The following is a 25,879-nucleotide window of genomic DNA, read 5'->3' on the forward strand; positions in this document are numbered from 1 at the left end:
GGAGACAACTATGACCCATTCTCACCAAGGTTCCAACCCTGTTTCACGCCGCTGGATCGCTGTGCCACTGATCGCGGCTTCCATGCTTGCGATGACAGCTTGTGATCGCAACAAGACCCCGCAGACTGGTACCACGCCTAGCTCATCGATGGGCCCAGCATCCGCGCCGACGCCAAGCTCTGCAGACAGCATTCCCTCCGGCTCTACAAGCAGCGGCAGCATGGCGCCCAGCGGAGGCACAGCGGCAGGTGATGCGGGTACCGGCTCCGTTGGAAGTACGACATCAGGCGCTGCTTCTGGGAGCCCTGCTGGCAACACAAACGCTGGTAGCGGCAACCCTGGCAGCGATGGAGGTGCCGGCACAGGCGCTGGAACTGGACCAGGCGCGGGTGCAGGTTCCGGAGCAGGCAGCGGAGGAGCAGGTACTGGCGCCGGAGCGGGCACAGGCAGCGGAGCTGGCACTGGCACTGGCGCAGGTACCCGCTGATCCGCTCGTGGCGCGATTTATCGGAAGCCATCGTGTCGGATGAGCGGCAGTGGCGCTTGGGCACCAAGAGCTAGCGTATTGGTTCGAGCAGCTCAAAACAATGCTGAGCAATTGTCTTTCTGCCAAACCCTCAAGGCTATCTCGCGCGCGTGCACGAGGCGGTGAAAGCTCTTGGCTTGGCATCTTCCCGCGCACTGTCTTGATACGCCGTCAAAGCGTGAGTCCTCCAATCAGGTAATGGAGGAGGACTTTCGCACAGAGCACTTGAGCACCTGCGACATTTGCCGCAGCGCAGCCTCTTTGAACTCCTCGTTCTCCGCGGCCGTACAGTCGCGCGGCACCCACACCTTATAGCCACGCATGTACGCATCCATCGCCGTAAGGTGCACGCACATATCGGCAGCCAACCCGGCAACAATCAATTCGCGCGCCTTGAGCTGCTTGAGCAGGTGCTCTAGCGGAGTGCTATGGAACGCAGAATGCAGCGGCTTGAGGATGGTGAGGTCGTTGTCCCCAGGCTCCAGCAGCGTGGCCATTTCCCCGCGCGCCCCAGGCAGAGCCTTGCAGGCGGTAAGAAGGTCTTTGAATTCCGAGCGCCAGATCCCGTAGTTGTCGTTGGCGTAAATGGCCGTCACGCCGCTGGCGGCCAAGCGCTTTTTGAGCCGCGTTGTGGCTTGCGCGGCCTGCAATGCGGCCGGCACCAGCTTTTCAGCCCCAGGAAACTGCATGGGATTGATGAAGTCCACCAGCAGCAGCACCCTCGGGCTGGGCCGAAGATGTGGTTTTCTGGCCTGTTGAAAGTAGCTTCGCTGCATTCCTCAACTCACTTCACTCTCGTTATCGGTCTTTGCCAGGCCGCGCATGTTCATGGCGGCCAGGGAGATCCTGGACCAGTGCCACGTCCTGTCCCGTCACCGATGGACGGAAGCCCCCAGCAGCGTTGTAGGTTGGGCAGTGATACCCAGATTGGCTCTATGAATGTGGAGGTGCCCATCGCGGTAGAACGAATGGCAATGGGCGCGCACCTCATCCGCTTGCGCATTCCAGTCGCGCACCTTCACCGTGCCGCACACCGCAGGGGCGTTATGAAGGTGACCCAATAGATGCGGACAGCACATCAACGGTTCACTCCACAGGAATCACGAAAGCTTGCAACTGGTGCAGCTTGCCATCCTTGAAGCGCCACACATCGCAGTAGGAGTGCCGTACGAACTCGCCGGCGTCGTTCTTCAAAGTGATTTCGCCAATGGCGGTGAGCCAGTCGCCGTCGGCCACCATGTGCTGCACCTGGAATATTGGTGGCTCTGGATACGCCGTTGGCATCCATTGGCGCACGGCTTCCTTGCCCCGCAGCGTTTTATCGCCCACGAATGCCCATTCCGTATCCTCGGTGCAGAGTGCGAGAAATCCCTCAAAGTCGAGTCGCGAAATGGCCGCGTTGGCTTGTCTCAAAGTTTCCTTGTTGGCGTCCTTCATGCATGCTCTCCTGGCTTTGATTGGTTTCTCCCCCGGCACGAAATCTCAGAAACCACGGTGAGCCTTGCCTCACGCGCAAATCGGAGGCCGGCTGCGGTGGCGCGGTGCTCAGCGCGTAGGGTCTTTGCCTGTGATGGCGGTAATCGTGTAACCCAGTTCGGCGAGCCGTTCTTCCGCTGTGGCGCCCTCCCGGCCGTCCGGTATAGAACCGCCCGCCTTTTCCATCGCGAGAGTGCAGAGGCCTCGGGCCAATGCAGAGCGCGAGGGCTCAGTTTCGAAGAGGTCCGAGAGATAAATTTCGGTGCCTTCATCGTTTTCGGCCGTGATGGTCCATAAGCGCTTTGGCATTGCGGCATATCCTCCATTGGAATCTCGACGCTACCCAGGGCGGTAAGTGGCCAGGGTAGAACCGGCGCAGTCATCGCCGTTGGCAGATCAGGCCTGAGGCGTTTTATCCTTGGGATCCGGAACGCTGGGGCCGTTACCGTCTGACAAGCCCGCACTAGGCGCTTTGCCAACATCGCCTTGATCACCTGTATTGTGGTCTGGCATAACCCAAGTTCCACCAGTGCGCCTGGTGTTACCGCGCGGGTGGTCCTCACTCCCATCGTCAAAGTTCAGTTGTTCGGACGTCGTGGGCGGCGAATCCACGACACCACGATCGCCTTTGTTCAAGCCACTTGGCGGCACCTGTCCGGCCTGGTTGCGATCAGACTGATTGCCGTCGTTCTGCGACGACAACTGAGTTTGGTGTTGAGACATAGCATTTCCTGATGAGGCGCCGACCGTAGGGTGGGCGAACACATTCATGGTGCGCCGCAGACGAATGTATGGGTGTCGGCATCGTGCGAACTGCCGCGTAGGAAAGGGCGCAGCGGGCGGGGCCCTCTGTAGGAGATCCCTGCCGGGAAGTTGGCGTGTCTGCCTAGTCTCACCTGCGTTTGCAGGCCGTACTTTGACAGTTTTCCAACCCAGCCCGGCAGGCCTCAATCGAGCAGTCTGCGGGTGACCCCAAGGAGACCATCATGAGCGAGCTTCGTACCAGTCCACTTGATCCCGAGAACAAACCTGGCGCTGGCGCCGTCGTCGGAGGCGCAGCAGGAGGGATTGCCGGTGGAGCCGCTGCAGGCGCCCTGGCAGGCGGTCTGACTGGGCCAGCAGGCGCTGCCATAGGGGCAGTGGTGGGCGTCGTGGCAGGCGCCGTTATGGGCAGCAAGGCAGTGAATCCCGCAGCGGAAGACACCTACTGGCGCGAGAACTTTTCTTCGCGTCCTTATGGCAGCGGATCGACCTACGAGGAGTATCAACCTGCCTTTCAGTATGGCGTGGATTCCTATGCCAGGTACCCGAATCGCACGTACGAAGACATCGAACCCGAGCTTGGCAGAGACTGGGGCGGAATCCGCGGGCGGTCTTCACTTGAATGGGAGAAGGCGAAGCACGCGACCCGCGATGCATGGCACCGGGTGAGCAACGCTGTGGAGCGGGCAGTTCCCGGTGATTCCGACAAGGACGGTCGCTAAGAACTGCATGCGGGGCATCTTCAATGCCTCTTTGCTGTCCTCAACTTTTGGAGAAACCCATGCAAGAAAAACCCAATGATCCACATCCTCTCAGCGACCTCGCCTACGACTGGATCACCTTGATTCAGAACAAGGCCCAGGCACTGATGGCCTACGACCAGTACATCAAGGACGCCGAAGCAGCAGGCTCGCCAGAGTGCGCCGCATTCTTTAAGAAGGTCCACGACACCGACAAAGCACAGCTCGCCGAAGCGAAACAGCACCTGCTGGCGGTGCTTCAAGGCAAGATGGGTGATACCAAGTAGGTCTCAGCAGCGAGTGCACCAGAATGCACCGTGGGAGGGCTGTAAAGGCTGCATAGAACCATCCCGGCTGTTTAAGCTTGCCCAAGATGCAAGCCCATCAGCGCAGGCAGTTACGGATCAATGAGCCCGCGTAAGTCCGCTGCTGCGGCCTTGCCTCAACGCTGCCAGCTAGCCCGGGTACTCCGTTCGCGATCGCCGATCTGCTCGAGGATCTGGCGTTCGCTGAGCGTGAAGTGCTTCTTCTTCATGAGTGCAACGTTCGCCAGCATCGGATGGGCCCCTAGCGGCCCCATGTCGCCATCGAGCCCAGGCTCGCTTCGACGAGAAATCTCGTTTTCCACGGCTGGCCTAGCGATTCGAGCCTCGGGAGGGCGGGATGTCGTTGATAGCGTTTGGTCCGGCTTTGGTGAAGAAGTGCTCTAACCACTCGGTGTTGAATCTCGTGCAGCAGCCGAACTACGCAGCCGAGTAACGGGATGGCTTGTTGTCCGACAGGGTCACCTAGCGCCACTCATAAGAATCGATGTCCCAGATTCGTCAAAAGAGCCGCCCCATGCCGCATTCCATTTCCCTGACAGTCAACGACCGAACCCGCAGGTTCGACATCGAGCCATCGGTCACGTTGCTGGACCTCCTTCACGACAAGCTCGGCCTCACGGGGGTCAAGAAGGGTTGCGACCATGGCCAGTGCGGTGCTTGCACTGTGCTGGTCAATGGCGAGCGCATCAACTCCTGCCTGACCCTGGCTGTCATGCGGGATGGCTCCCAGGTGACCACCGTGGAGGGCCTTGCCAGGGACGGCCAATTGCACCCCTTGCAGCAGGCGTTCGTGGCGCATGACGCTTTCCAGTGCGGGTACTGCACGCCTGGCCAGCTGTGTTCCGCCGTGGGCCTGATGAAGGAGGGCCATGCCAGTACGCGCGACGAGGTGCGCGAACTCATGAGCGGCAACCTGTGCCGGTGCGGTGCGTATGTGCAGATTCTCAGCGCGGTGAGCGAAGTCGCATTGGGCGAGCGAGGAACGCAATGAAAGGCTTCACCTACTTGGCGGCCACAGACATGGCGCAGGCGCTGGCGGCGAGCCGCGAGGGCGCGTTCATTGCCGGGGGCACGAACCTGCTCGATTTGATGAAGGAGGGCGTGGCGCACCCGCGGACGCTCGTTGACATCAACCCGCTGCCGCTGAGCGCCATCGAGGAAACGCAGCACGGCGGGGTGTTGCTTGGCGCGCTGGCCCGCAACGCGGCCACGGCATACCATCCGCTGGTGCGCCACAGGTATCCCATGCTCTCGGCTGCCATCCTTTCGGGCGCGTCACCACAGATCCGCAACATGGCCACCGATGGGGGCAACCTGCTGCAGCGCACCAGGTGCTATTACTTCTACGACACCGGCACGCCCTGCAACAAGCGCGAGCCCGGCAGCGGCTGCTCGGCAATAGGCAACCTGGCGCGCCAGCACTCCATCCTGGGCGCTAGCTCTCAGTGCATCGCCACCCACCCTTCAGACATGTGCGTCGCGCTCGCTGCGCTGGACGCGGTGGTGCACGTCCAGTCCCCCACTGGTGCTAGAAGCATTCCATTCGCCGAGTTCCACCGGCTGCCCGGGGACCGTCCCGAAATCGACAACACCCTGCAACAGGGCGAGTTGATCACGCACATCGAGCTTCCCCCGTCCCCCCAGTTTGCCCGGCACAGCGCCTACCTCAAGATCAGGGAAAGAGCGTCGTACGCCTTCGCTCTCGTGTCGGTGGCTGCGGCACTTCACCTGGATGAGGGTGGCCGGATCGCCGAAGTACGAATCGCCGTCGGCGGCGTTGCGCACAAGCCCTGGCGCCAAACGCAGGCGGAGGCCTTGCTGCAGGGGAAAAAGCCCGAGCGCACGGTATTTTCCGAAGCGGGTGCGGCCCTGCTGGCTGGCGCGGTCCCGCAGGGCAGCGGACCCGGGAGCAACGCTTTCAAAATCCCCATGGCCCAGCGCGCCGTGGTGCGCGCCCTTGAAATGGCCCTGGCCGGGCAAACCAGCCTGTTGCCAGGCAGCACCGCGACAGGAGATGCCGCATGACATTTACGATCAATCAGAGTTCTCAGCAGCCCATGGCGGAAGCCGGAACGGGCTATGTCCAGATTGGAGACTCCATTTCGCGCACGGACGGGCGTGCCAAGGTCACGGGCCAAGCGCTGTATGCGGCAGACCACTTCGTGCAGGGCATGCTGTTTGGCGTGGTGGTGAACAGCACGATCACCCGGGGCCGCATTGCCCGCTTCGCGCTCGAACGCGCCATGGCCGTGGCGGGCGTGCGCGACATCCTGACGCATGAGAACCGGCCCAAAACCCGGTCCATGGACATCTTCTACAAGGACATGACGGCACCGGGTGGCTCGCCGTTCAAGCCCCTGCACAGCGATGCGATCCTCTACAGCGGGCAACCCATCGCCTTGGTGCTGGCGGAAACCTTCGAGGCAGCCCGCGAAGCCTCCCAGCTGGTGGAGGTCGAGTACGAAGTCGAAAAGCATGAAGCCGACCTGATGGCCGCGCTTCACCGGGCCCACGAGCCCAAGGGGTTCAAGGCCGGCTATGTGCCCCCACCCAAGCCCAAGGGGGATGCGGACGCCGCGTTTGCGGCGGCACCAGTGAAGATCGATGCGCAGTACTACAGCGGAGCCGAATACCACAACCCCATGGAGATGCACGCCACCACAGTGATCCGCGACGAGGAAGGGCACCTCACCATCTACGACAAGACGCAGGGATCGCAGAACAGCCGATGGGTGGTATCGCGTGTGTTTGGCCTGGGTAAGGACAAGGTCACGGTCAAGAATCCATTTGTCGGGGGTGCCTTCGGATCGGGACTGCGGCCGCAGTACAACCTCATCCTCGCGGTCATGGCTTCGCTCCATGCCGAGCGGTCCGTACGGCTCGTGCTGACCCGCCAGCAGATGTTCACCTTCGGGCACCGGCCGGAAACCGTGCAGCGCGTGCGGCTCGCCGCCGACCACGATGGAAAGCTTCAATCCGTCATCCACGAGGCGGTTGCAGAGACATCGCGCCTGGAAGACTACGTCGAGGTGGTGGTCAACTGGTCGGGCCAGCTGTACACGAGCGACAACGTTCGCCTGGAGTACAAGCTCGTTGACCTAGACCGCTACAGCCCCATCGACATGCGCGCACCCGGCGCCGCCCATGGCGTGCACGCGCTCGAAATCGCGATGGACGAACTCTCCTACGCGCTCAGGATGGACCCCCTGGCGCTGCGGTTGAAGAACTATGCCGAGCGCGACCCGTCCAGGGACCTGCCACATTCCACCAAGGAGCTGAGGGCCTGCTATGCACAGGGCGCCGAGCGCTTCGGCTGGGCAAAACGCCCGCTGAAGCCACGCTCCATGCGGGAGGGAAACGAATTGGTCGGCTGGGGCATGGCGACGGGTGTCTGGGATGCGATGCAGATGTTCGCCCGCGCCCGGGCAGTGCTCCACTCTGACGGCAGACTGGAAGTAAGCAGCGCTGCGAGCGACATTGGCACGGGCACCTACACCGTGATGGCGCAGATTGCCGCCGCGGCCCTTGGTCTGCCGCTAGAGAACGTGACCTTCAAGCTCGGAGACTCCACCCTACCGGTCGCGCCCATCGAGGGGGGCTCATCGCACGTGGCCACGGTGGGGTCGGCCGTGGAAGGAGTGTGTGAAAAGCTGCAAAAGAGGCTGTTCAAGATTGCGCGCGGCCTGGACGATTCGCCGTTTGCCAAGGCGCGCTTCGCAGACGTGGAGTTCTTTCGCGGCACTCTGCGCTTGAAGGGGGTGTCAGGAGCGCAGCTGCCCCTTTCGCAGATCCTTGCAGCTGCTGGCGGCGAGCCTCTTGAAGAGAAGTACCTGATGCTGCCGCACATGCTCAAGCAGCGCAAATATTCGAGGGCTACCCACTCTGCGGTGTTCTGCGAGGTGCGGGTGGACGAAGAGCTGGGCACCGTCCGTGTGACGCGCGTGGTGAGCGCCATTGCAGCCGGCCGCATCATCAGCGCAAAGACGGCCCGCAGCCAGATCTACGGCGGCGTGGTGTGGGGCATCAGCCAGGCTCTTCATGAGGAAGCCCATTCCGACAACTCACTGGGTCGCTTCATGAACCACAGCTTTGCCGAGTACCACATCCCGGTGCAGGCGGACATCCACGACATTGACGTGATCTTCGTCGATGAGGATGACCGGATCGTGAGCCGGCTTGGCGCCAAAGGGGTGGGTGAAATCGGCCAGGTGGGCGTCGCTGCTGCCATCTCCAACGCCATCTTTCATGCCACCGGCAAGCGCGTGCGAAGTACGCCGATGACGCCGGACAAGGTCATGCAGCTCGACGACCCAGCGCAGCAAAGCGACTACCCGTTCAGCGCACCCAATCCGAACGCTTGAATGGGCCAGAAAGAAGGTCGCCGTGGTACGGTAATGGCAATAAGCATCATCAATAGGTTCCTGCACTACTGGCACAGTTGCCTATGGGCGCTTACATCCGCCGCACCACATCTTCGGCAGTGTGATCGAGTGCCGGCAGAAGCGCCCTTAAACCTCAGTATTCGAGCGAGGGCCGCCTTTGGCCTTCAACGTCGCGCGTCCAAAGCCAGTTACTTCAAGCACCTGTGCTGTTCCGGGTTGGTCCACTTCGGGCAGCTGAGCCAAAATCATCCCGGCTGCGGCGAGGACGCGCACCTTGTCGATTTCTACCTCACCCGCGACTTCGAGCGGAAGCGCTCCAGTCACGATTTCACGCAGCAATTCCAAAGGCATGGCAAGACCCGTTTATTTTTTCGCATCCTAGCAGGCGCCGTGCGCTGAAGTTCAGACCATGCAAATCGACCACTGATGCCGCGAAGACCAGGGAGCTCATGACATTCATGAGGTCTATCTGTTGCGATCACCCCAACGCGCGCCTGATCTGGGTTGGCGGCATGGATGGCGGCACGAGGCACGTTTTAGGTGGGCGGCGAATGTACGCGCCGTTAACTCAGCCTGAGGATCGGAGGTTGGCGTCCCGACCGAAGCGGAACGCCAGGGTTCCAACGTGGCTTCAGCAAGCCTGGAAAGTGGGGTGACGTATGTACCCTGTGCCCCGGGGTGGGGCCGCGGCTGGGGAGTTGGTAGCCCTTCACAAGGACGATTGCGAACAGTCTATTGCTTGTCCCCGGCGCGGGTCTAAACCGTCACGCTCGGGGTCACAAAAGTGCGCAAATCCCGCTCAAGAAATCGACTCATTTCGTCTGCGGTGATCGGCTTGCTGAGGTAGTAGCCCTGAATTTCATCGCAGCCATTGGCGCGCAGATAGCTCAACTGCTCCAGGGTCTCAACGCCTTCGGCGACCACTTTCATACGCAGGCTGCGCGCTAAGGCGATGATGCCCGCAGTCAGTGCGGAAGCGTCAGCGTCAATCGGCAAATCCTTGATGAAGGAACGATCAATTTTGAGCGTGCTCAAAGGGAAGTTGCGCAGGTACGATAACGAGGAGTACCCCGTGCCGAAATCGTCGATCGCCAGGGAGACGCCGAGAGTGCGTAGTTCGCGCAGTCTAAGCGCGGCCTGAGCGGGATTGTCCATGACTCCGCTTTCGGTGATCTCGAGTTCAAGCTGAACGGGCAGGAGACCGGCTCTTGCGAGGACCTGCGCCACTTCGTCGGCCAATAGGGGGCGGTTGAGCTGCCGTGCCGACAAGTTGACACTTATTTGGATGGGGTGGCCCTGATCATTCCACGTTCTCGCATCCCGGCAAGCGACTTCCAACGCCCAGTGCCCCATGCTGTCAATCAGTCCGATTTCTTCCGCGATAGGGATGAAATGCAGAGGAGAGACAAGGCCCATCGTTGGGTGACTCCAACGCATCAGGGCTTCCACACCCGTGACAAGCCCGGTAGTCAGATCGAGCTTGGGCTGGTACACGAGGAACAGCTCGCCTCTCTCCAGAGCGCGAGGCAAACTACTCTCCAGCGCCAATTGCTGGGTGCCCTGTGCGCTCATTTGCGAAGAGTAAAAGTGATGGTTTCCTGGACCCAGTCCTTTGGCTCGATACATCGCCGCGTCGGCATTCATCAACAGGGTCTCGACATCCTGCCCGTCGTCTGGAAACAGACTTATGCCGATGCTTACTGTGGTTGGCAGCTCGCGCCCGTTGACTTCGAAGGGGCGGCTGAACAAGCTCACGACTTTCGCCAGCGGTGCGAGCACCTCGCCCGCGTTGTCCAGCCCCTCAAGCACTAACACGAATTCGTCACCGCCGAATCGAGCCACGGTGTCGGTGAGACGAACACCCTCCTGCAGGCGTTTCCCACAAGCTCGCAGGAGCACGTCGCCGGCACTGTGGCCAAGGCTGTCATTGATGGATTTGAAACGGTCGAGGTCCATGAACAGGACTGCGACCTTGGTTCTCCGCTCTGCCGCGCGCTGCAAGGCCTGAGCCAATTGCTCCTGAAGCAACGCGCGGCTTGCTAGGCCGGTCAACTCGTCATGGTGAGCCGCATGCCGCAACGCTGCCTCGGCTTGCTTTCGGCGCAAGTACTGAGCCAACTGACTCGCAATCGACTGCATGAAACCCTCTGTCTCGCGGTCGTTGGCGATCGGAGCGCGGCTGAAGAATTCAAGCGCAACGAGCTGCGTCCCGGCAACGACCGGGATGAGCACGGCCGCATTCAGGCCGCAGCGCGCGGCGAACTGATCCCGAGCCTGTGATGATTCGGCTAAGTGGATCACGCGCCAGAGGGGTTTTCCGGCGGCCCATGCGGCGTCGAGGGTTCCGTCTGGTCGCGTTCCGGTGTAGACGCGCATGTCCGCACTGAACTCGTGCGATGACGAATCTTCCAACGCCGCCCAGGCGCCCAGGCATCGAATTCGGGAGTTGGCATCCACACCCCAGCACACCGCGGCCGCCCAATCCATTTGTGTGCCAATCGACGACAGTATGAAAGCCATCGCGTCCTCAGGCTCGGCGTCTGCGGCCAGATGCTGCGCGACGTCGTGTGCCAACGCGAGACGCAAGGCAGACCTTTTGTTAGTAGTCTTGTCGCGCACTGCGGCGCGGACGGTGGTTACGTCGTTCTGCACGGACCCTCTCAAGGTGACGTGGATCCACCGTTCGTCCCCGTCACGTGCGTTCACGCGATGCTCCAGCTCGAGAGGGGCATCGCCCTGCGCGGCTTGTTGGATCGCCTCGTTAAGCGCAGTCCGCTGAACCCCTGGCACGAGCGCCATTAGGCGAGCCAAAGTGGGGTTCTCGTTGGGTGAGGTGAACCCATAGATACGGCGCGCCTCTTCGGAGAAGTCCATCTTGCCCGTCTCCGGATCCAGCACCCAATTGCCAAGCTTCGCCAGCTCCTGGGCTTCTGCAAGCCGTTGCTGGCTGGCGCGAAGTCGTTGCGAAAGCTCCTTCCCGTCCGCTAAGGACTTGTTCTTAGTCTGCAGGAGGAACAGCAGGTCGACGACGGGATCGTGTACCGCGAAATCACTGAGCGACAGCCCGAGCCGGCCTATGTCGACCATTTCCGCCACCCAAGGCGAGCCAAGGAAAACCAGTCGCCGATCCTGCACGACAAACTGACCTCGCAGGCGCAACGGCCCCGCGAGATGCTGCAATACGAATAGCGATTTCCCATGCAGGCGGATCGCGTCGTAGTCCAGACGTTTTAGGACGGGACGAAGAACCGTGAAGTGTCCGTCGAGCGCGGCGCCTTCTATCAATGCCGGGCAGAGGCGGCGCAGAACCGCTCCGGTCTGCAGCACTCGCAGTTGCTCGTCCAACGCGACGTGAAAAGGGAACGCAGCTGCGAACTGTTCAGGTGTTAGCGTGAGTTCAAGGGCGGACATCACTGTGCGAGCGATGGGTCAACGTCAACATAGTCGATGCGGAAGATGTCATGGTCGTCCGCCCCCTTAAAGGCAGTCTGCTGAACGCTGATGCCCTGAGAAAAGCGCTTACCCAGGCCCTTCAGAAGCCCGACCACCATCGGCGCCAATCCCACGCGCTCACTTCGATAGTGCAACAGCAAACCCGCGCTGCCTTCAATCTCTTCTACCGTGAATGAGGGCGGCCTCAAAGCTGGAAAACTCATGCCCACATGGCTGTGAAGATTGTCCAGGTTGTTGAGGAACGCTCGGAGATCCGAACCGAACATGGCAAGCATCTCGCCATAGCCCGATTCCGCGGTATAGAGAACCCAGTGCTTACCGAATGCTTCAAGTACCTGCGCAGCCTCGAGGCCCAAGACCTCCGAAGCGGCACCGACGAGCTTAAATGTCGTGTCGTCGGGGTAGCCGTCCATCGCAATAAACATGTCATGGTCGATACCAGCACCTTGGCGAATCCTTTCCCACGCTGAATTGCCAAACCCCTGTACGACGAAATCCTCGAGTGCCTGATTGACCAGTCCATACATCGCACGACTCCTTGATCACATGGCACCGCAAGGCGCGGAACGGCGTCTTCCACTAGAACACCGTTGCTCGCTGACTTGACGCTAGCTTCGGTGCATGTTCCGTGCTAGCTTTTCAGGAACGCGGTCTAGCGTGGCACCCACATCGAGATAAGCGCCATATCCCGTTAGAGACCTGGAGGAATAGTAACAAAAAGATTCTATTTGCACGAGGCGCTCACTGAATGATGGGGCTATTGCGTCGGGCTAGCACCTCGCACACATGCTCGACGCTGATGCTGCAACGGGGCGCGACGCTTTCGAGCATCAGCTCGATGGCCACCGGCACCCCTTCTAGACCGGCGTAAGGCACCAGGTAAAGCATTTCGGCCATTGCTGGTAAGTCGCTAACGCTCAACATGGCACGGTGGCATTTCTGGCGCGCGAATTGCCCGAGGAGGCTTCACGACTCATGCAAGCCCTGACACGAACCGACGTCGCACGCAGAGCTCTAACTTTGGAAGGCATTGTCTGACTTCCATTTCTCAAGGAGCTGAAACAATGTATAGCCAGTGCGAGCTCCTGACTCGCTATACCGGAGAAGACTATGAATCTTGACAGTTTCAAGCCCAATGCATCGTGGCCTTTCCGCGTCGCCGGCCATGTCCGGAATACCGCAGCTACTACGCTGTCAGAGGACGAAGATGACGACACTCCAGCGGAAAAGTTAGACCCTGTAGAGCAAGAGTTGGTGGAGGAGCAGAGGGAGCGCGATCGCAAGGCGTCCCTCGCAGTGGACCCTAATCGCAAAGACCGTCCCCTGCCGTAGAAAACGATGGTTTTACCGCGGCACCAGCTGTCATTGGGGGTTCGAGTTCACCCCGTCGAACTCCACAGGATGGTTGTTCCCGGACGTTCGATATTCAGTGGACGCCGTATCTCCAGCATCTAATGCGCGCGGGGAGAATCGGCGCGGACCTCATTTATCGTGCGCCCTGAGGTGAACCAAGGTCCAGTGCCGTTTTTCCCCAACCAGCCTGGATGCCGCGCCCCACCTCTCGCCATTCTTTGGCCCGAAGAAGTGGAAGCCTATAAGCAAGCAAAAAATATCGAGGGCGATGGCTGCGCCCACAATCACCCCCGCCCCCTTGCACACGCACTTAAATGGCGGTGCGAGGCCTGCGGTCGAATCGGACGGGTCTGTGGGCTTCACTTTTGGTGCAATCAATCAGGAACCTGCGCAGCGCAATCAAGGATGGCGGCGGCGATTGACAACATCCAGTATGAACATGTTGAGCTTCTGGATGTCGTCACGATACCGTTCTGCCTGCTCACCCGAGATGACACTACCGACCAGGTCGATCTGGTCGAGAAAGCTTTTTGCCACGGCCGAAGGTGTGGGGTGAGATTCGACTAGGGCCTGACCCAGCGCAATCAAGGCAGCAATTGTGGAGTGATTGCGTTCCGCCTCTGCTGCCAAGCCTGCAAGCATTTGGGATTGGCGCGCAATGGCCGCCTCCAAATCTTGGATGGACGCCAGTTGCGAATGCGCTTCACTTGGATGTTGTTCCATAGGTCCTCGGTCAACTCCACTCACCGAAATCGCCTTGCGCTCCCGGCATCAATGCTTGTGCGCTTTCTTGAGACCTTCAGCGTGTTCCTTGTGTGCCTTCAATGTGGGCAGTGTCTTTGAGGCAAATGCCTTGACCTCTGCGTCATCGGCGCGCTTACTGGTGTTCTCAAACAGGGCAACATCCATTTTGTGGTCATCAATGCCCACCTCTTTCACAAATTCCTTGTCGAAGTCCTTTGCGCTTGCAATCTTCTCCAGCCTTTTTTGCTTGTCGGCGGGGACCGCCTCAGGCAGCACGGCTCCCTTCGACTTCGCCAGTGCCTTCAGCTCTTCATTGGCCGCACCATGGTCTTTGACCAACATTGCGCCGTAGGACTTGACTGCTTCAGATCCGCCCTTTTGCTGCGCAAGCTTTCCGGCCTCCACTTCGTAAAGCCCTCCACCACCAGCCTTGGTGAAGAACTCTTGATCTTTCTTGCTAACTTCCGCATGAGCGCCAAGGGACAAAACGGCCACACATGCGGCGGCTGCAACTCGAACTGTATTCATGAGTTATCTCCGGTGAAAGGACGCAAGGAAGGGCCCGAGTGGGCCCGTCTGTTAAACCATTGGCGGGTCAGTTTCCCGCTCTGGGTGCCGATGTCGCGCTATCCCCTGGATGAACGAGTTGAAGTCGGTGGCCGATGCTCCAAGGAACATTCCAGGATCCGGGTCGCCTGACGGCAGAGTTGCTGGAATCTGCGCCTTGAGCATCAGAGCTGCCGAGGCCGGCATCACCAAGATGGTTTTGCAGTGGCGATGCTGATCCTTGATGAATTCCGCAGTGTGACCATCCCCCGCCAATGCCTGCACACCTGCTTCACCATCGGGCAAAGCCAGTGCATCGAAGAGGAACCCGGGCTCATTCTCCAGTGAAGCGTCGGCATTAATCGCCACACCGTCGCTGGTCTTGACCGGGCCAATGCGTGGCGCAACGAAGCGCGGTACGGCGCCTTGGGCGAAAAGGGCTTCGTGCAGCGCGACCGCGCTTTTGCCAACAATGCCATCAGCAACAAGAATGGCAACTTTGCGTCCCTTGATGCTTCCGTCACCTGGTCGAGCGAGAAGGGACAAGGCCGGCGATTTGGAAACCTCAGGCTTTGGTGCTTTAGCCAGCGCCCGGGGCATTGCTTCAGGCAATGCTGCCATGCCAAGACCCGTTGCCACCTGCTGCGCGAGGTCATCGGACACATTGCGCAGGGAGGCAACCATGCGCTCACGGATCGCTGGCACCGTCACCTTGCTCAATTCAAAGCGGAACGCGGCCGCAATGTGGGCTTGCTCCACAGGAGTCTGGCTGTTGAAGAACAGAGTTGCCTGGGTATAGTGGTCCGCGAACTTTTCAGGTTTCGCGCGTACCTTGCCTTGGGACTCCTTGGCCTGAATCCTGGCGGGCACGGAGACAAAGCCTTGAGCTGCACCGGCTTGGAACGGACAGCCGCCGCCCAGCGAGTTAGGCTCATACGCGACCTTGCCGCGATGGATGGCCTGGCGGTGCATGCCGTCACGCTGGTTGTTATGCACCGGGGCGATGGGTGAGTTGATGGGCAGCTCGTGAAAGTTGGGGCCGCCCAGGCGCGAGATCTGCGTGTCCACATATGAGTGGATGCGCCCCGCAAGCAAAGGGTCGTTGGAGAAATCGATGCCCGGCACCACGTGCGCGGTGCAGAAGGCCACCTGCTCGGTCTCGGCAAAAAAGTTGTCGGGGTTGCGGTTGAGCACCATGCGGCCGATGGGGCGTACGGGGATCAGCTCTTCCGGAATGATCTTAGTCGCGTCCAGGATGTCGAAGCTGAACTTGTCCGCTTGCTCTTCCGTGAATACCTGCACGCCGAGCTCGTATTCGGGATAAGCGCCCGCCTCGATACGCTCCCACAGATCACGGCGGTGGAAGTCTGGATCGGCGCCGGAGATCTTGACCGCTTCGTCCCACACCAGCGAATGGGTGCCTGCCTTCGGGTTCCAGTGGAACTTGACGAATACCGACTCGCCCGCGGCATTCACGAAGCGAAAGCTGTGAACGCCAAAGCCCTGCATGGTGGCGTAGCTGCGCGGAATACCTCGGTCCGACATGGCCCACATCAGCATGTGCGTGGACTCGGGCATCAGCGAAACGAAGTCCCAAAAGGTGTCATGCGCGCTGGCAGCCTGGGGCATCGCATGGTGTGGCTCAGGCTTGACAGCATGCACCAGGTCCGGGAACTTCATCGCGTCCTGGATGAAGAACACCGGCATGTTGTTGCCCACTAGGTCCCAGTTGCCTTCGTCAGTGTAGAACTTGACAGCAAAGCCGCGCACGTCGCGCGCCGTGTCCTTGGAGCCTCGCTCACCCTGCACGGTAGAAAAGCGCACAAACACGGGGGTGATTTTGCCGGCCTCCTTGAACGGCGCGGCGCGCGTGAGGTCCGTCAGGGGTTCGTAGCATTCGAAGAAACCGTGCGCACCAGATCCGCGCGCGTGCACGATGCGCTCGGGGATGCGCTCATGGTCGAAATGCGTGATCTTCTCGCGCAGGATGAAGTCTTCGAGCAGCACCGGGCCGCGCTCGCCGTACTTGAGAGAATTTTGGTTGTCGGCGATTGGCACACCCTGGTTGGTGGTGAGCACCTGGCCGGCGGAATCGACGCGCACGCGGTCGAGCGGTGCGATGGTCGCATTGACGCCTTCAGGGGCAACCGTCCCAGTCTTGGCACTGCTGTTTGCTTCCGACACGGTGCTACCTGATGGCAGCCGCGAGGCCGGCTCCACAGTAGCACCTGGCGCAGGGCTCACCCCGTTGGTGAAACCATGCTCTCCTGCTTTATTGGCGTTGTATGGTTTCGCGGAGGCGAGGTCGTTGGTTTCTCCCGCCTTCGCAGAGAGAACGTCAGCAGCTGGCCCGAGAGCGGAAGGCGCGCTGTCCGTATTTCTGGCAGGTGCTGCAGCAGTTGATGGAACAGGCGCGGCAGCGCCCTTGGCAGCACGCGTAGGATCTTTGGGCATTGTGTACCTTCGTCACTGGGTTGTGGGGAAGGCACAGGTTAAGGTCCTCGCCGTGACGGTGTGTAGGACTTTGGCTCAACCGATCAGCACAAAGAAATAGCCCGGCGGAGCAGCCAAGTTGCAACTAAATGATGGTCAGCCCGAGCGACTTGTCAGCGTCACCCGTTTTGTTGCGGCTGGCAAACTGCGCGTATTGAAGGGTGGGCAACTGGCGTTGTCCTACGAGGGCCTGAACCCAAAAGCTGCAGTCTCGCTCTAAATCAAGGATGTTGCTATGACTCAGCCACTCTTCAAACTTCCGAACAGCCGGGTCTCGGACACAACGCGTGAATGTGCTGTGCACAAGGACCAACGCAGTATCCAAGGCGGATGCGAAATTCGACCTTCCGTCTGGATATGCGCCGAGTGCTGGCAGGCCAAACTTGGAATCATCAAGGGCAGGCGCAGCCAGTCTTCCAAATAGCCACGTCAACGGCTGGGCCTGGATTTCGGAAGTGATGCGCCAGCGCGGTCAGCCTTTGTCCCTGACTAGTTCCAGCACCGCCATGGCGAATTCCTGAGGTGCTTCTTGCGGTAGGTTGTGGCCGACGCCGTCCAGGATTCGATGGTCGCGCAGAGCGCTGAAGCGTGCTGCATGTACCGACGCATCCGCAGGCGGACCCACCCCGTCGTCGGCGCCATCCAAGGTGATAGATGGAACGGTGATGACGGGTTGCTGGGCAAGCTTCGCTTCGATGTTTGCATAGGCCGGATCACCAGGCACCAAGGCGTAGCGGTGCCGGTACGAGTGGATTACCACTTCGACGAAATCCGGGTTGTCGAAGGCGGCAGCGCTCTGCTCGAAAGTCGCATCGTCGAAGCGCCAGGTCGGTGACCACAGTTGCCACAGTAGCTTGGAAAATGCACTGCGGTTTTGCTCAAGCCCAGCTCGACCGCGCTCGCCATGGAGGTAGTACTGGTACCAGAGCCGCAGCTCTTTTTCAGGTGCTTCCGGCTCCATGGCCCTGGCGATGTTCTGGATGTTGTAGCTGTTCACCGAGACCAGACCCGCGCAACGCTCGGGCCACAGCGCGGCGACCACACACGCGGCCCGGCCACCCCAGTCGTAGCCTGCAAGCACAGCCCGCTCAATGCCAAGGCCGTCGAGGAACCCGAGGAAATCGGCTCCAAGCGCAGCCTGCTCGCCGGATCGCAAGGTGGACGCGTTCACAAACCGCGTGCCGCCATACCCGCGCAGGTAAGGCACCAGCACGCGGCAGCCTGCATCCGCCAGCAAAGGAGCTACTTCTCGGTAACTGTGGATGTCGTACGGAAAGCCATGCATCAATACCACAGGCGGCCCGGCGGTGTTGCTTTGCTCGAAGTATGCGATGTCGAGCACGCCGGCCCGAACGTGACGAAGTGGTTCCATGCGTTTCATTGGTATTTCCTCGCGCATCGGTCGCCGGTCAACGGCTAGAAGGGGATGTCATCGTCGGAGTCGGAGGAACCACCAGCTGCTGTGGATCCCGAGGTGGTCGCCGCCGCGGGCTCTTTGGCCGAGCCCAGCGCCTTCTCCAGCGCCTGCTCCACAGCATCGATGCGCGCTTGGCACACTTTGTACGCAGCTACTGATTCCTCGACTATCCGCAGCAGGTCGTCGATGTTCGGGTCGCTCTGCTTTCGCAGGGTCTGAGCGTGCTTTTGCAGCACCCCATAAGATTCTTTAAAGGTTTCGCTCATGTCTTATTGTCCTTGCGCAGCGTTGCATCTCGCGTGCCGTCTCTGAATTGGATAGTGATCTTTCCGCTGGCATTTTTCGCACTGGTGATTGCCTGGCCGGTAGCATCGCGCACCAATGCAAAGCCTCGACCCAAAGTCTTTTCAGGTCCTTGGCCAGCAATCTCTCGCATGAGTGCCTGGGATCCGGTTCTGGCCTCCACTACAGCTTTGCGGGCCTGCGTACCTATGTCTTCAAAAGCTCTTGCAGTGGTGTCTTTCGTGTAGCGCAAATCTGCCACAGCGCGGTCGATCACAAAGGTTCTGTCCGCCTTGATCGTAGCTCTCGCCGTTTGCAGCGTTTGCCGTGCTTCGCTGCTGATTTCAGCCAGAAGCGCGGGCACCCGGCTGCGTGCCTGGCCCAGTTGCTGCGTTGCCAAGCGACGCACATCGGCCATGTCGCGCTCAGTCTGCTCTGCACCCGTTCGCACTGCCTGGATTGCGTCGAGCTTCAGTTGCGCCAGCATCTCGGCAGAGCGTTGCCGGCTGAGAGCGATCTGCTGCCGCGCACCAGTCTCGATGGCGGTGTAATGCTCCACAACAACGCGCCGCGTGTTGCCCATAGCGCGCCTGGCTTCCCCCACGAGTTCGGCAAACAGGCCCTTGGCTTCCTGAGCTCGCTGCAGAATGAGTCGCTCAATGCCCGCGATGACTTTGGAAGGGGTGTCAAAACGGATATTGGCGACCTCGTCGAGCACGGTGTTGTCTCGCTCGTGCCCTATGCCAGTCAGCACGGGAACATCCAGTTCGCAGACGGCGCGCACTAGCGCATAGTCATTGAGCCAAGCCATATCGTTGATGGCCCCACCACCGCGGATGATGGCCACGGCGTCGGGGTGCAAGCCCTCTTGATCCATGCGCTCCAGCGCGCCAAGCAATTCCATGCGGATCTCTGCAGCAGCACCATCGCCCTGAAATCGACTGTGGACGTATACGAAACGGCAGATTCCACCGGCCTCAAGCCGCTTCGCCTCAGCTTGGAAGTCGCCCAAGCCGGCTCCCCCCTCCGGTGCCACGACCAGGACCAAGTGGTAATCCCACGGAGTTGGCAACTGTCGATTCAGTTCGAACAAGCCCTCGTGCTGCAAGCGCTCGCGTATTTCACGCTTGCGGGCTTCCAGGTCACCCAGCGTGTAGTCAGAGTCGATGGCATCGATCTCGATGCTGAAACCGAACTGCGGCTTGAACACGGGCCGTGCACGCACCAGCAGCTTGATACCTGGCCCGATCTGGGCACCGGTCGCCAACTCGAACTTGGGGAGAATCTGGCTGGCCGTACCGGCCCAGATGACGGCATTGGCCTTGGCGGTGATGACTCCCGAAACGTCGCGCTCGGAGACCTCAAGGTACACATGGCCGTTGCGAATACGCGTATCTACCACCTCAACAAGCGTCCAAACCCCGGCTTTGAAAGCCTGCGCTACCGCCCCCGAGACGCCTTGCAGCAACTGAGACAGCGATACCCCCTGTTTTTCAGGGACCGCCAAGCCCCTGGACACGGTCGGGGAAGGCGCCAGCAAATCACGCGAGACTACGGGTGCTGGCACATCTGCAGCACGCAACCACTGCGCGAAAGGCGTAAGGTCTCGGCCCTCGGGCACGAACCACTGTCGGCGAGTCGGATCCCAACGTGCGCCCAGCGCCTTGACGCGGTCTTTGTCCGCGAATGATGAGACAAGGTAGGTGTCGGTCATGCCGCTGCAGACAGCGGCGGGGACGCATCCGATGCGCCTTGCCGCCAGGCATCCAGGTCGGTGAACTCTCGCGTGCATCCCGAGCACAATAAACGCTCGCCGTAGCGCATCAAGCCTTGGGCATCGCGCTCGACCACCCTGCGGTAGTTGGTAGATCCACAGTAGCCACAGCGATTCATGGGGGCAGGCTGATCGGTTTCCATCGTTGAGCTCTTATACAGAAATCTGCCTTTCAGGCACTTCGGGCATTGCAGCATCCTGACCTTGCACCAGGGTTTCGTCCGCACGCTCCGCTTAGTCATCGCAAATTTTTTCCACGTTGGTGATTCTTTTGATCCTCCAGCGCAGACGCTGATTTCCCCGCTATCGATTTGGGTGCGAACCGCCCGCAATGGCCTTCAACCGCCGTCGGAACCCTCTTTTCATGTCAGTAAGTCTGTCCATATACTGTATTTAATTACAGTATTTTGCCATGCCTGCCGCCCACGCTTCCCAGTCCTTCGACACCCAGAGTCTGCCCATCTCGGTGCGGGAGTCAGTGTGGCTGGGCGACGACCTGGTGCAAGACGGCCACCCGACAATCTCTACAGGTTTTGAGCTGTTGGACGCTTCCCTGCCCGGGGGTGGCTGGCCCACACGCGCCCTGACCGAGGTCCTCACGGCCCAAGCACCGCTGTGCGAATGGCGCCTGCTGGGCCGATGCTTGCCCAGGTTGGTCCAGAACGGCGGCCAAATACTGCTCGTAGCCCCGCCCCAGCAGCCCCATGCCGGTGGCCTGGCTCAGCTCGGAGTGCCCGCCGACCAGATCGTCTGGATCCAGGCCAAGACTCCAGCCGAACGCTTGTGGGTGACTGAGCAATTGGTGAGGTCCAATCCCCGCGGCGCGGTGCTGTCCTGGCTCCCTCAGGTCCGCGCGGACCAGATTAGGCGCCTGCAGGTGCACGCCCAGTCCTGTCAGTCGCCCGTCTTTCTCTTTCGGCCCTTGAACGCGCAGCGAGAGGCCTCGCCGGCGCCACTGCGCACCCTGGTGTCGCTCGGCACAGGCTGGAACATCGACGTGCGCATCCTCAAACGCCGTGGCACGCCATGCCCCGGTGTGCTGGAACTGCAGGCCATCCCCGGCCGCCTGAGCCAGGTGCTGCCGCCGCGACTGCGTCGCCTGGACACCGATTTCGCCATCCCCCTGCGCAGAGAGGAGGCCACCGATGATCGGCATCTGGGCCGCACTGCTACCTCACAAGACCAGCACCGAGTCCTGCACCGCCATTGACCTGCCTTCCCTGGCTGTTTGGGCGCTGCAGTTCTCTCCGAGGGTGGCCGTGCGCGAAGAAGTGGTCTTGGTGGAGGTCGGGGCCAGCGCACGCCTGTTTGGCGGCCTGTCGCACTTGCGAGGGCGCATCGAATCGGAAGCCAGTGAGTTGGGCGTTGAAGCCTTCGCCTGGGCCCCGACGGGCACGGCCGCACTGGCGCTGGTGCGTTCGCGCGTGGTGGATGGCTTTGCAGGCCCGCTGCCATCCATTCTCGACAAGCTGCCGCTGGAGACGATCACTGCGGTGGCGCGCCATCAGGGCACGCTGCACCGCCTCGGATCACGCACGCTGGGCGATGTGCGCAAGCTGCCCCGGGGTGGCCTTGGTCGGCGGTTCGACAAGGAGCTGCTTCACAGCCTGGACCAGGCCTACGGACTGCGCCCGGAGGTCTGCGAGTGGCAGCAACTACCCGAGACCTTCAGTGCCCGCCTGGAGTTCATGTTCCGTGTCGAGAATGCGATGGCGCTGATGTTTGGCGCCCGTCGCTTGTTACTCCAGATGTCCGGCTGGCTCGCTGCCAGGCACATGGGCGTCACCTCGTTCACGTTGCGCTGGGCCCATGACGCGATGCGCGCCAAGACCGCAGGCACTGGCGGCGAGATCACCGTACGCACCGCGGAGGCCACGCAGAACGTGGACCACCTGGGCCGGCTGCTCAGCGAGCACCTGGCCAAGGTCGAGCTGCTGGCCCCCGCCGGTGACATTGAGCTGCTTGCTTCCGAGACCATCCCCATCAAGCAGGAGAGCAAGTCGCTCCTGCCTGAGACCATCCGCCAGGGCGAAGCCACGTCCCTGGTGCTGGAGCGCGTGCAGGCCCGCCTGGGCAAGGATCGCGTAGTGCGCCCAGTCCTAAACGCTGATCACCGCCCCGAATGGATGCAGTGCTGGCAAGGTGCGGAGATGGCGCGCCCCCGCGCTTCGCTCGCCTGCCACGAGCTGCCACTGCCCGCGTGGGTGCTGCCCGAACCGCTTCGCCTGGCCGAGCGGGAGCACCGCCCGATCTACCAGGGGCAACTGCAGTTGCTGCTGGGCCCGGACCGCGTTGAAGGTGGCTGGTGGCACCGAGAGCCTACGGCGGCTACGAGCGCACCTGCCGGCCAGCTCAACGTGCAGCGCGACTATTGGATCGCCTTGAGCCGGCACGCCGGCGTGCTGTGGATCTTCCAACGCCGCCTGGCCGAGGATGAGACAGGCTGGTTCCTTCACGGCCTGTACGCCTGAACGATGCATCGACCTTCAGGCAACAGTCATGGCGCTTCCCTTCTACGCAGAGCTGCGCTGCGTTTCCAATTTCACGTTCCTTGTCGGTGCCAGTTGGCCTGACGAGCTGGTCGAGCGCGCCAAGGAGCTGGGCTACAGCGCCATTGCCATCACCGACGAATGCACGCTGGCCGGTGTGGTGCGCGCGCATGTCGCAGCCAAGAAGGAGGGGCTGCAGTTGCTGGTGGGCTCGCAGTTCAAGGTGCAGGCCGCCCTGCCCTTCACGATGGTGATCCTTGCGCAGAACCTCGATGGTTACGGCAACCTGTGCCAGTTCATCACGCGGCTGCGGCGCACCGCAGAGAAAGGCACCTACCTTCTTGAACGCTCAACCATCGAAGGCGATGCTCTGGCCGACTGCCTGGTGATGGTGACGCCAGACCGGACAGGGACGGACGAGCAGCTGGAGGAGCTGGGGCGCTGGACCTTGACGCACTTCATCGGGCGAACATGGATTGGCGTGGACCTGAACCGCCGCATCGATGACGAGCTGTGGCTGCACCGCATGCGGGAGTTGTCTGCGCTGACTGCCATACCGCTGGTGGCCATGGGCGATGTGCACATGCACCGGCGCAGCCGCAAGCCACTGCAGGATGTGATGACCGCCACGAGGGTAGGACGGCCCCTGACCGAGTGCGGCTACGAGCTGCAGCGCAGCGCCGAGCGCCATCTTCGAAGCCGCCTGCGCTTGGCACAGACCTACCCCGATGAATTACTGGCAGAGACGATTCGCGTGGCCGAGCGATGCACCTTCAGTCTCGACGAACTGCGGTACCAGTACCCTGACGAACTGGTACCCGAGGGCCACACCCCCTCCAGCTACCTGCGCCAAGCCACCTACGAAGGCGCCGGCCGCCGCTGGCCACACGGCATCACCGCCAAGGTGCAAGCGCAGATCGAGCACGAGCTGGAGCTGATCTGCGACCTGCACTACGAGCACTACTTCCTCACCGTGTTCGACATCGTCAGCTTCGCGCGCTCCCAGCACATCCTCTGCCAAGGCCGTGGGTCCGCTGCGAACAGCGTGGTCTGCTACTGCCTGGGCGTGACCGAGGTGGACCCTGATCGCATGTCGACGCTGTTCGAGCGCTTCATCAGCAGGGAGCGCAACGAGCCGCCGGACATCGATATCGATTTCGAGCATCAGCGGCGCGAAGAGGTGATCCAGTACCTGTACACAAAATACGGAAGGGACCGAGCTGCACTGGCCGCGATTGCGGTGACGTACGGACCCAAGTCAGCGATACGCGATGTCGGCAAGGCACTTGGCTTCAGCCTGGAAACCGTGGATGCCCTGGCTAAAGGTCACCAGTGGTGGGACGGCGAAGGTGTGCGGCTGGAGCGCTTCGAGGAGTTGGGGTTGTCCGAGAACGACCTGGCGGTGAAGCAGCTTATCTTGCTGACGAGCCAGCTGATTGGCTTTCCGCGGCATCTATCACAGCACCCCGGTGGTTTTGTGCTCACGCGGGGTCTGCTCAGCCGCATGGTTCCGATCCAGAACGCGAGCATGGAAGACCGCACGGTCATCGAATGGGACAAGGACGACCTGGATGCAGTCGGTTTGCTCAAGGTCGATGTACTGGCCCTGGGCATGCTCACGGCCATCCGCAAAGCCCTGACCCTGGTGGGCCGGCGCAAGGGGTACGACTTCGGGATGCAGGACATTCCGGTGGAGGACCGTGAAACGTACAAGATGATTTCTCGGGCGGACACGGTTGGCGTTTTCCAGGTGGAGAGTCGTGCGCAGATGTCGATGCTGCCAAGGCTCAAGCCACGGTGCTTCTACGACCTCGTGATCTCCGTGTCCATCGTGCGCCCCGGCCCGATCCAGGGCGGTATGGTGCATCCGTACCTCAACCGCCGACAGGGCCTGGAACCTGTGATCTATCCAAGTGAGGATTTGAAGCAGGTGCTCAGCCGCACCCTGGGCGTGACGCTGTTCCAGGAACAGGTCATGCAGGTGGCGATGGTCGCTGCCGGCTTTACAGCAGGCGAGGCAGACGACCTTCGGCGGGCCATGGCGGCTTGGAAGAAGCGCGGGGGGCTGGAGAAGTACCAGACCAAGCTCATCCAGGGCATGAGGGCGCGAGGATATGACGAGCCCTTTGCCCAGTCGATCTACCAGCAGATCAAGGGCTTCAGCGGATATGGCTTCCCCGAGAGTCATGCGGCCAGCTTTGCGTTGCTGGTATACGCCAGCTGCTGGCTCAAGCGGCATGAGCCAGCAGCCTTTCTGACGGCACTGCTCAACTCGCAGCCGATGGGTTTTTACACGCCAAGCCAGCTGGTACAGGATGCCAAGCGACACCGCGTGGAAGTGCGGAGGATCGACGTGATGCACAGCGCCGTCGAATCGACGCTGGAGGACTTGCCCGCAATCCCTGCCGTGCGGCTTGGCCTGCACATGGTGGCAGGCCTGCACGCTACTTCGGCCGCGCGCATCGTCGAGGCCCGTGAAAACGGCCCATTTGACAGTGCGGAAGACTTGGCCATGCGCGCGCGACTGGAACAGCACGAGATGAAGCTGTTGGCAGCAGCAGATGCGCTGCTCAGCCTGTCGGGCCACCGCCGCCAGCAAGTGTGGGACGCTGCAGGCCTGCACTCGACGCCGGAGCTGCTGCAGGACGCACCGATCAACGAGGAGTATCTGGAGCTGCAGGAGGCCCCGGAGGGCGAGGAAATCGTATGGGACTACGCATCCACCGGGCTGACCTTGCGCCGGCATCCGTTGGCGCTGCTGAGGCCACGGATGGCCGCGAAGAAACTGCTGTCGTCGCGCGATCTTCGCCATATCCCGGACGGCAGGGTGATCCGCACGGCTGGCATCGTGACGCTACGGCAGCAGCCGTCCACAGCCAAGGGCACGATCTTCGTATCTTTGGAAGACGAGTTTGGGACCGTGCAGGTGATCGTTTGGTCATCGGTACGAGATGAGCAGAGGCAAGTGCTGCTGGAGTCGCGGCTGCTCGCGGTCAAAGGGATGTGGCAGCGGCGGGGGCAGGTGACCAATCTGATCGCGGACAGGCTGGTCGATCTAACGCCTTGGTTGGGCAGGCTCGGGCGGTTGGGAAGCCGCGACTTCAAGTAGCCTGACC

23 protein-coding genes are annotated in these 25,879 nt (G+C 61.2%); 9 read left to right on the forward strand and 14 right to left on the reverse strand.

Annotated features, from left to right (window positions below; translation table 11 throughout):
* Positions 1-269: 269 nt before the first annotated feature.
* Positions 270-530 carry a hypothetical protein gene (locus ACSQ9E_RS22075; RefSeq protein ID WP_436219193.1) on the forward strand — a complete coding sequence of 87 codons (261 nt, stop codon included), beginning with the start codon at positions 270-272 and terminating at the stop codon, positions 528-530.
* A 187-nt stretch (positions 531-717) separates the two neighbouring features.
* Here the strand turns inward: ACSQ9E_RS22075 and ACSQ9E_RS22080 are convergent, their stop codons facing one another.
* The 3 genes from ACSQ9E_RS22080 to ACSQ9E_RS22090 form a co-directional block, all read right to left on the reverse strand.
* Positions 718-1,302, reverse strand: coding sequence for a cysteine hydrolase family protein (locus ACSQ9E_RS22080; protein WP_057201345.1), 585 nt, complete (start codon positions 1,300-1,302; stop codon positions 718-720).
* Between the two features lie 310 nt (positions 1,303-1,612).
* Entirely contained in the window at positions 1,613-1,963 is a 351-nt protein-coding gene (locus ACSQ9E_RS22085) for a nuclear transport factor 2 family protein (protein ID WP_057201346.1), read from the reverse strand.
* Positions 1,964-2,071: 108 nt separating this feature from the next.
* Positions 2,072-2,311, reverse strand: a complete 240-nt coding sequence (locus ACSQ9E_RS22090) for a hypothetical protein (RefSeq protein ID WP_057201347.1) — start codon at positions 2,309-2,311, stop codon at positions 2,072-2,074.
* A 677-nt stretch (positions 2,312-2,988) separates the two neighbouring features.
* Between ACSQ9E_RS22090 and ACSQ9E_RS22095 the strand changes: the two genes are divergently transcribed.
* Together ACSQ9E_RS22095 and ACSQ9E_RS22100 are read left to right on the forward strand one after the other, a co-directional pair.
* Positions 2,989-3,486 (forward strand): hypothetical protein, encoded by a 498-nt coding sequence (locus tag ACSQ9E_RS22095; RefSeq protein ID WP_082604096.1) that lies wholly within the window; start codon positions 2,989-2,991, stop codon positions 3,484-3,486.
* 59 nt (positions 3,487-3,545) lie between these two features.
* Positions 3,546-3,791, forward strand: a complete 246-nt coding sequence (locus ACSQ9E_RS22100) for a hypothetical protein (RefSeq protein ID WP_057201348.1) — start codon at positions 3,546-3,548, stop codon at positions 3,789-3,791.
* A gap of 155 nt (positions 3,792-3,946) precedes the next feature.
* On the opposite strand, the gene ACSQ9E_RS22105 is transcribed toward ACSQ9E_RS22100, so the two are convergent.
* Positions 3,947-4,132 carry a hypothetical protein gene (locus ACSQ9E_RS22105; RefSeq protein ID WP_157412429.1) on the reverse strand — a complete coding sequence of 62 codons (186 nt, stop codon included), beginning with the start codon at positions 4,130-4,132 and terminating at the stop codon, positions 3,947-3,949.
* A 212-nt stretch (positions 4,133-4,344) separates the two neighbouring features.
* On the opposite strand from ACSQ9E_RS22105, the gene ACSQ9E_RS22110 reads away from it, so the two are divergent.
* The 3 genes from ACSQ9E_RS22110 to ACSQ9E_RS22120 are packed head-to-tail and all read left to right on the forward strand — an operon-like array spanning position 4,345 to position 8,191.
* Positions 4,345-4,821: a (2Fe-2S)-binding protein gene (locus ACSQ9E_RS22110; RefSeq protein ID WP_200961091.1), complete on the forward strand. Its 477-nt coding sequence runs from the start codon at positions 4,345-4,347 to the stop codon at positions 4,819-4,821.
* Positions 4,818-5,855: an FAD binding domain-containing protein gene (locus tag ACSQ9E_RS22115; protein ID WP_057201350.1), complete on the forward strand. Its 1,038-nt coding sequence runs from the start codon at positions 4,818-4,820 to the stop codon at positions 5,853-5,855. Before ACSQ9E_RS22110 ends, ACSQ9E_RS22115 begins: the two co-directional genes overlap by 4 nt.
* The gene (locus ACSQ9E_RS22120; protein ID WP_057201351.1) at positions 5,852-8,191 is read left to right on the forward strand and encodes a xanthine dehydrogenase family protein molybdopterin-binding subunit; all 2,340 of its coding nucleotides are present in this window, start codon (positions 5,852-5,854) and stop codon (positions 8,189-8,191) included. The genes ACSQ9E_RS22115 and ACSQ9E_RS22120 overlap by 4 nt, the downstream gene beginning before the upstream one ends.
* Positions 8,192-8,338: 147 nt before the next feature.
* Here ACSQ9E_RS22120 and ACSQ9E_RS22125 read toward each other — a convergent pair whose 3' ends face one another.
* From ACSQ9E_RS22125 to ACSQ9E_RS22170, 10 genes are all read right to left on the reverse strand, one after another.
* Positions 8,339-8,563 (reverse strand): hypothetical protein, encoded by a 225-nt coding sequence (locus ACSQ9E_RS22125; RefSeq protein ID WP_436219194.1) that lies wholly within the window; start codon positions 8,561-8,563, stop codon positions 8,339-8,341.
* A 405-nt stretch (positions 8,564-8,968) separates the two neighbouring features.
* Positions 8,969-11,623 carry an EAL domain-containing protein gene (locus ACSQ9E_RS22130; RefSeq protein ID WP_057201353.1) on the reverse strand — a complete coding sequence of 885 codons (2,655 nt, stop codon included), beginning with the start codon at positions 11,621-11,623 and terminating at the stop codon, positions 8,969-8,971.
* Positions 11,623-12,192: a heme NO-binding domain-containing protein gene (locus ACSQ9E_RS22135; RefSeq protein ID WP_057201354.1), complete on the reverse strand. Its 570-nt coding sequence runs from the start codon at positions 12,190-12,192 to the stop codon at positions 11,623-11,625. The genes ACSQ9E_RS22130 and ACSQ9E_RS22135 overlap by 1 nt, the downstream gene beginning before the upstream one ends.
* Before the next feature lie 1,225 nt (positions 12,193-13,417).
* Positions 13,418-13,741 (reverse strand): hypothetical protein, encoded by a 324-nt coding sequence (locus tag ACSQ9E_RS22140; RefSeq protein WP_157412432.1) that lies wholly within the window; start codon positions 13,739-13,741, stop codon positions 13,418-13,420.
* Positions 13,742-13,789: 48 nt separating this feature from the next.
* On the reverse strand, positions 13,790-14,290 hold the full coding sequence (locus tag ACSQ9E_RS22145) for a DUF4142 domain-containing protein (RefSeq protein ID WP_057201356.1): 501 nt from the start codon (positions 14,288-14,290) through the stop codon (positions 13,790-13,792).
* A gap of 51 nt (positions 14,291-14,341) precedes the next feature.
* Positions 14,342-16,762 carry a catalase gene (locus tag ACSQ9E_RS22150; RefSeq protein ID WP_057201357.1) on the reverse strand — a complete coding sequence of 807 codons (2,421 nt, stop codon included), beginning with the start codon at positions 16,760-16,762 and terminating at the stop codon, positions 14,342-14,344.
* Between the two features lie 511 nt (positions 16,763-17,273).
* Positions 17,274-18,182 (reverse strand): alpha/beta fold hydrolase, encoded by a 909-nt coding sequence (locus tag ACSQ9E_RS22155; RefSeq protein ID WP_057201358.1) that lies wholly within the window; start codon positions 18,180-18,182, stop codon positions 17,274-17,276.
* A gap of 35 nt (positions 18,183-18,217) precedes the next feature.
* Positions 18,218-18,484, reverse strand: a complete 267-nt coding sequence (gene xseB, locus ACSQ9E_RS22160) for an exodeoxyribonuclease VII small subunit (protein ID WP_057201359.1) — start codon at positions 18,482-18,484, stop codon at positions 18,218-18,220.
* On the reverse strand, positions 18,481-20,214 hold the full coding sequence (locus ACSQ9E_RS22165) for an exodeoxyribonuclease VII large subunit (protein WP_057201360.1): 1,734 nt from the start codon (positions 20,212-20,214) through the stop codon (positions 18,481-18,483). Before ACSQ9E_RS22165 ends, xseB begins: the two co-directional genes overlap by 4 nt.
* Positions 20,211-20,417 (reverse strand): hypothetical protein, encoded by a 207-nt coding sequence (locus ACSQ9E_RS22170; protein WP_436219195.1) that lies wholly within the window; start codon positions 20,415-20,417, stop codon positions 20,211-20,213. Before ACSQ9E_RS22170 ends, ACSQ9E_RS22165 begins: the two co-directional genes overlap by 4 nt.
* A gap of 269 nt (positions 20,418-20,686) precedes the next feature.
* On the opposite strand from ACSQ9E_RS22170, the gene imuA reads away from it, so the two are divergent.
* The 3 genes from imuA to ACSQ9E_RS22185 are packed head-to-tail and all read left to right on the forward strand — an operon-like array spanning position 20,687 to position 25,872.
* A complete protein-coding gene (imuA, locus tag ACSQ9E_RS22175) occupies positions 20,687-21,484 on the forward strand; it encodes a translesion DNA synthesis-associated protein ImuA (RefSeq protein ID WP_057201361.1) in 798 nt (265 codons plus the stop codon).
* The gene (locus ACSQ9E_RS22180; protein ID WP_057201362.1) at positions 21,420-22,745 is read left to right on the forward strand and encodes a Y-family DNA polymerase; all 1,326 of its coding nucleotides are present in this window, start codon (positions 21,420-21,422) and stop codon (positions 22,743-22,745) included. Before imuA ends, ACSQ9E_RS22180 begins: the two co-directional genes overlap by 65 nt.
* 28 nt (positions 22,746-22,773) lie before the next feature.
* Entirely contained in the window at positions 22,774-25,872 is a 3,099-nt protein-coding gene (locus ACSQ9E_RS22185) for an error-prone DNA polymerase (RefSeq protein ID WP_436219196.1), read from the forward strand.
* Positions 25,873-25,879 lie beyond the last annotated feature (7 nt).

It is taken from the genome of Acidovorax sp. LjRoot118 (genome assembly GCF_964253575.1).
Classification (GTDB): domain Bacteria; phylum Pseudomonadota; class Gammaproteobacteria; order Burkholderiales; family Burkholderiaceae_C; genus Acidovorax.

What these genes read in the sequence shown, in the direction of transcription:
- ACSQ9E_RS22090 (WP_057201347.1), bottom strand. Translation starts at nt 2,311, where the DNA reads ATGCCAAAGCGCTTATGGACCATCACGGCCGAAAACGATGAAGGCACC.
- ACSQ9E_RS22180 (WP_057201362.1), top strand. Translation starts at nt 21,420, where the DNA reads ATGATCGGCATCTGGGCCGCACTGCTACCTCACAAGACCAGCACCGAG.
- ACSQ9E_RS22145 (WP_057201356.1), bottom strand. Translation starts at nt 14,290, where the DNA reads ATGAATACAGTTCGAGTTGCAGCCGCCGCATGTGTGGCCGTTTTGTCC.
- ACSQ9E_RS22095 (WP_082604096.1), top strand. Translation starts at nt 2,989, where the DNA reads ATGAGCGAGCTTCGTACCAGTCCACTTGATCCCGAGAACAAACCTGGC.
- ACSQ9E_RS22115 (WP_057201350.1), top strand. Translation starts at nt 4,818, where the DNA reads ATGAAAGGCTTCACCTACTTGGCGGCCACAGACATGGCGCAGGCGCTG.
- ACSQ9E_RS22155 (WP_057201358.1), bottom strand. Translation starts at nt 18,182, where the DNA reads ATGAAACGCATGGAACCACTTCGTCACGTTCGGGCCGGCGTGCTCGAC.
- xseB (WP_057201359.1), bottom strand. Translation starts at nt 18,484, where the DNA reads ATGAGCGAAACCTTTAAAGAATCTTATGGGGTGCTGCAAAAGCACGCT.
- ACSQ9E_RS22080 (WP_057201345.1), bottom strand. Translation starts at nt 1,302, where the DNA reads ATGCAGCGAAGCTACTTTCAACAGGCCAGAAAACCACATCTTCGGCCC.
- ACSQ9E_RS22120 (WP_057201351.1), top strand. Translation starts at nt 5,852, where the DNA reads ATGACATTTACGATCAATCAGAGTTCTCAGCAGCCCATGGCGGAAGCC.
- ACSQ9E_RS22110 (WP_200961091.1), top strand. Translation starts at nt 4,345, where the DNA reads ATGCCGCATTCCATTTCCCTGACAGTCAACGACCGAACCCGCAGGTTC.
- ACSQ9E_RS22140 (WP_157412432.1), bottom strand. Translation starts at nt 13,741, where the DNA reads ATGGAACAACATCCAAGTGAAGCGCATTCGCAACTGGCGTCCATCCAA.
- ACSQ9E_RS22125 (WP_436219194.1), bottom strand. Translation starts at nt 8,563, where the DNA reads ATGCCTTTGGAATTGCTGCGTGAAATCGTGACTGGAGCGCTTCCGCTC.
- ACSQ9E_RS22130 (WP_057201353.1), bottom strand. Translation starts at nt 11,623, where the DNA reads ATGTCCGCCCTTGAACTCACGCTAACACCTGAACAGTTCGCAGCTGCG.
- ACSQ9E_RS22165 (WP_057201360.1), bottom strand. Translation starts at nt 20,214, where the DNA reads ATGACCGACACCTACCTTGTCTCATCATTCGCGGACAAAGACCGCGTC.
- ACSQ9E_RS22185 (WP_436219196.1), top strand. Translation starts at nt 22,774, where the DNA reads ATGGCGCTTCCCTTCTACGCAGAGCTGCGCTGCGTTTCCAATTTCACG.
- imuA (WP_057201361.1), top strand. Translation starts at nt 20,687, where the DNA reads ATGCCTGCCGCCCACGCTTCCCAGTCCTTCGACACCCAGAGTCTGCCC.
- ACSQ9E_RS22170 (WP_436219195.1), bottom strand. Translation starts at nt 20,417, where the DNA reads ATGGAAACCGATCAGCCTGCCCCCATGAATCGCTGTGGCTACTGTGGA.
- ACSQ9E_RS22150 (WP_057201357.1), bottom strand. Translation starts at nt 16,762, where the DNA reads ATGCCCAAAGATCCTACGCGTGCTGCCAAGGGCGCTGCCGCGCCTGTT.
- ACSQ9E_RS22100 (WP_057201348.1), top strand. Translation starts at nt 3,546, where the DNA reads ATGCAAGAAAAACCCAATGATCCACATCCTCTCAGCGACCTCGCCTAC.
- ACSQ9E_RS22085 (WP_057201346.1), bottom strand. Translation starts at nt 1,963, where the DNA reads ATGAAGGACGCCAACAAGGAAACTTTGAGACAAGCCAACGCGGCCATT.
- ACSQ9E_RS22135 (WP_057201354.1), bottom strand. Translation starts at nt 12,192, where the DNA reads ATGTATGGACTGGTCAATCAGGCACTCGAGGATTTCGTCGTACAGGGG.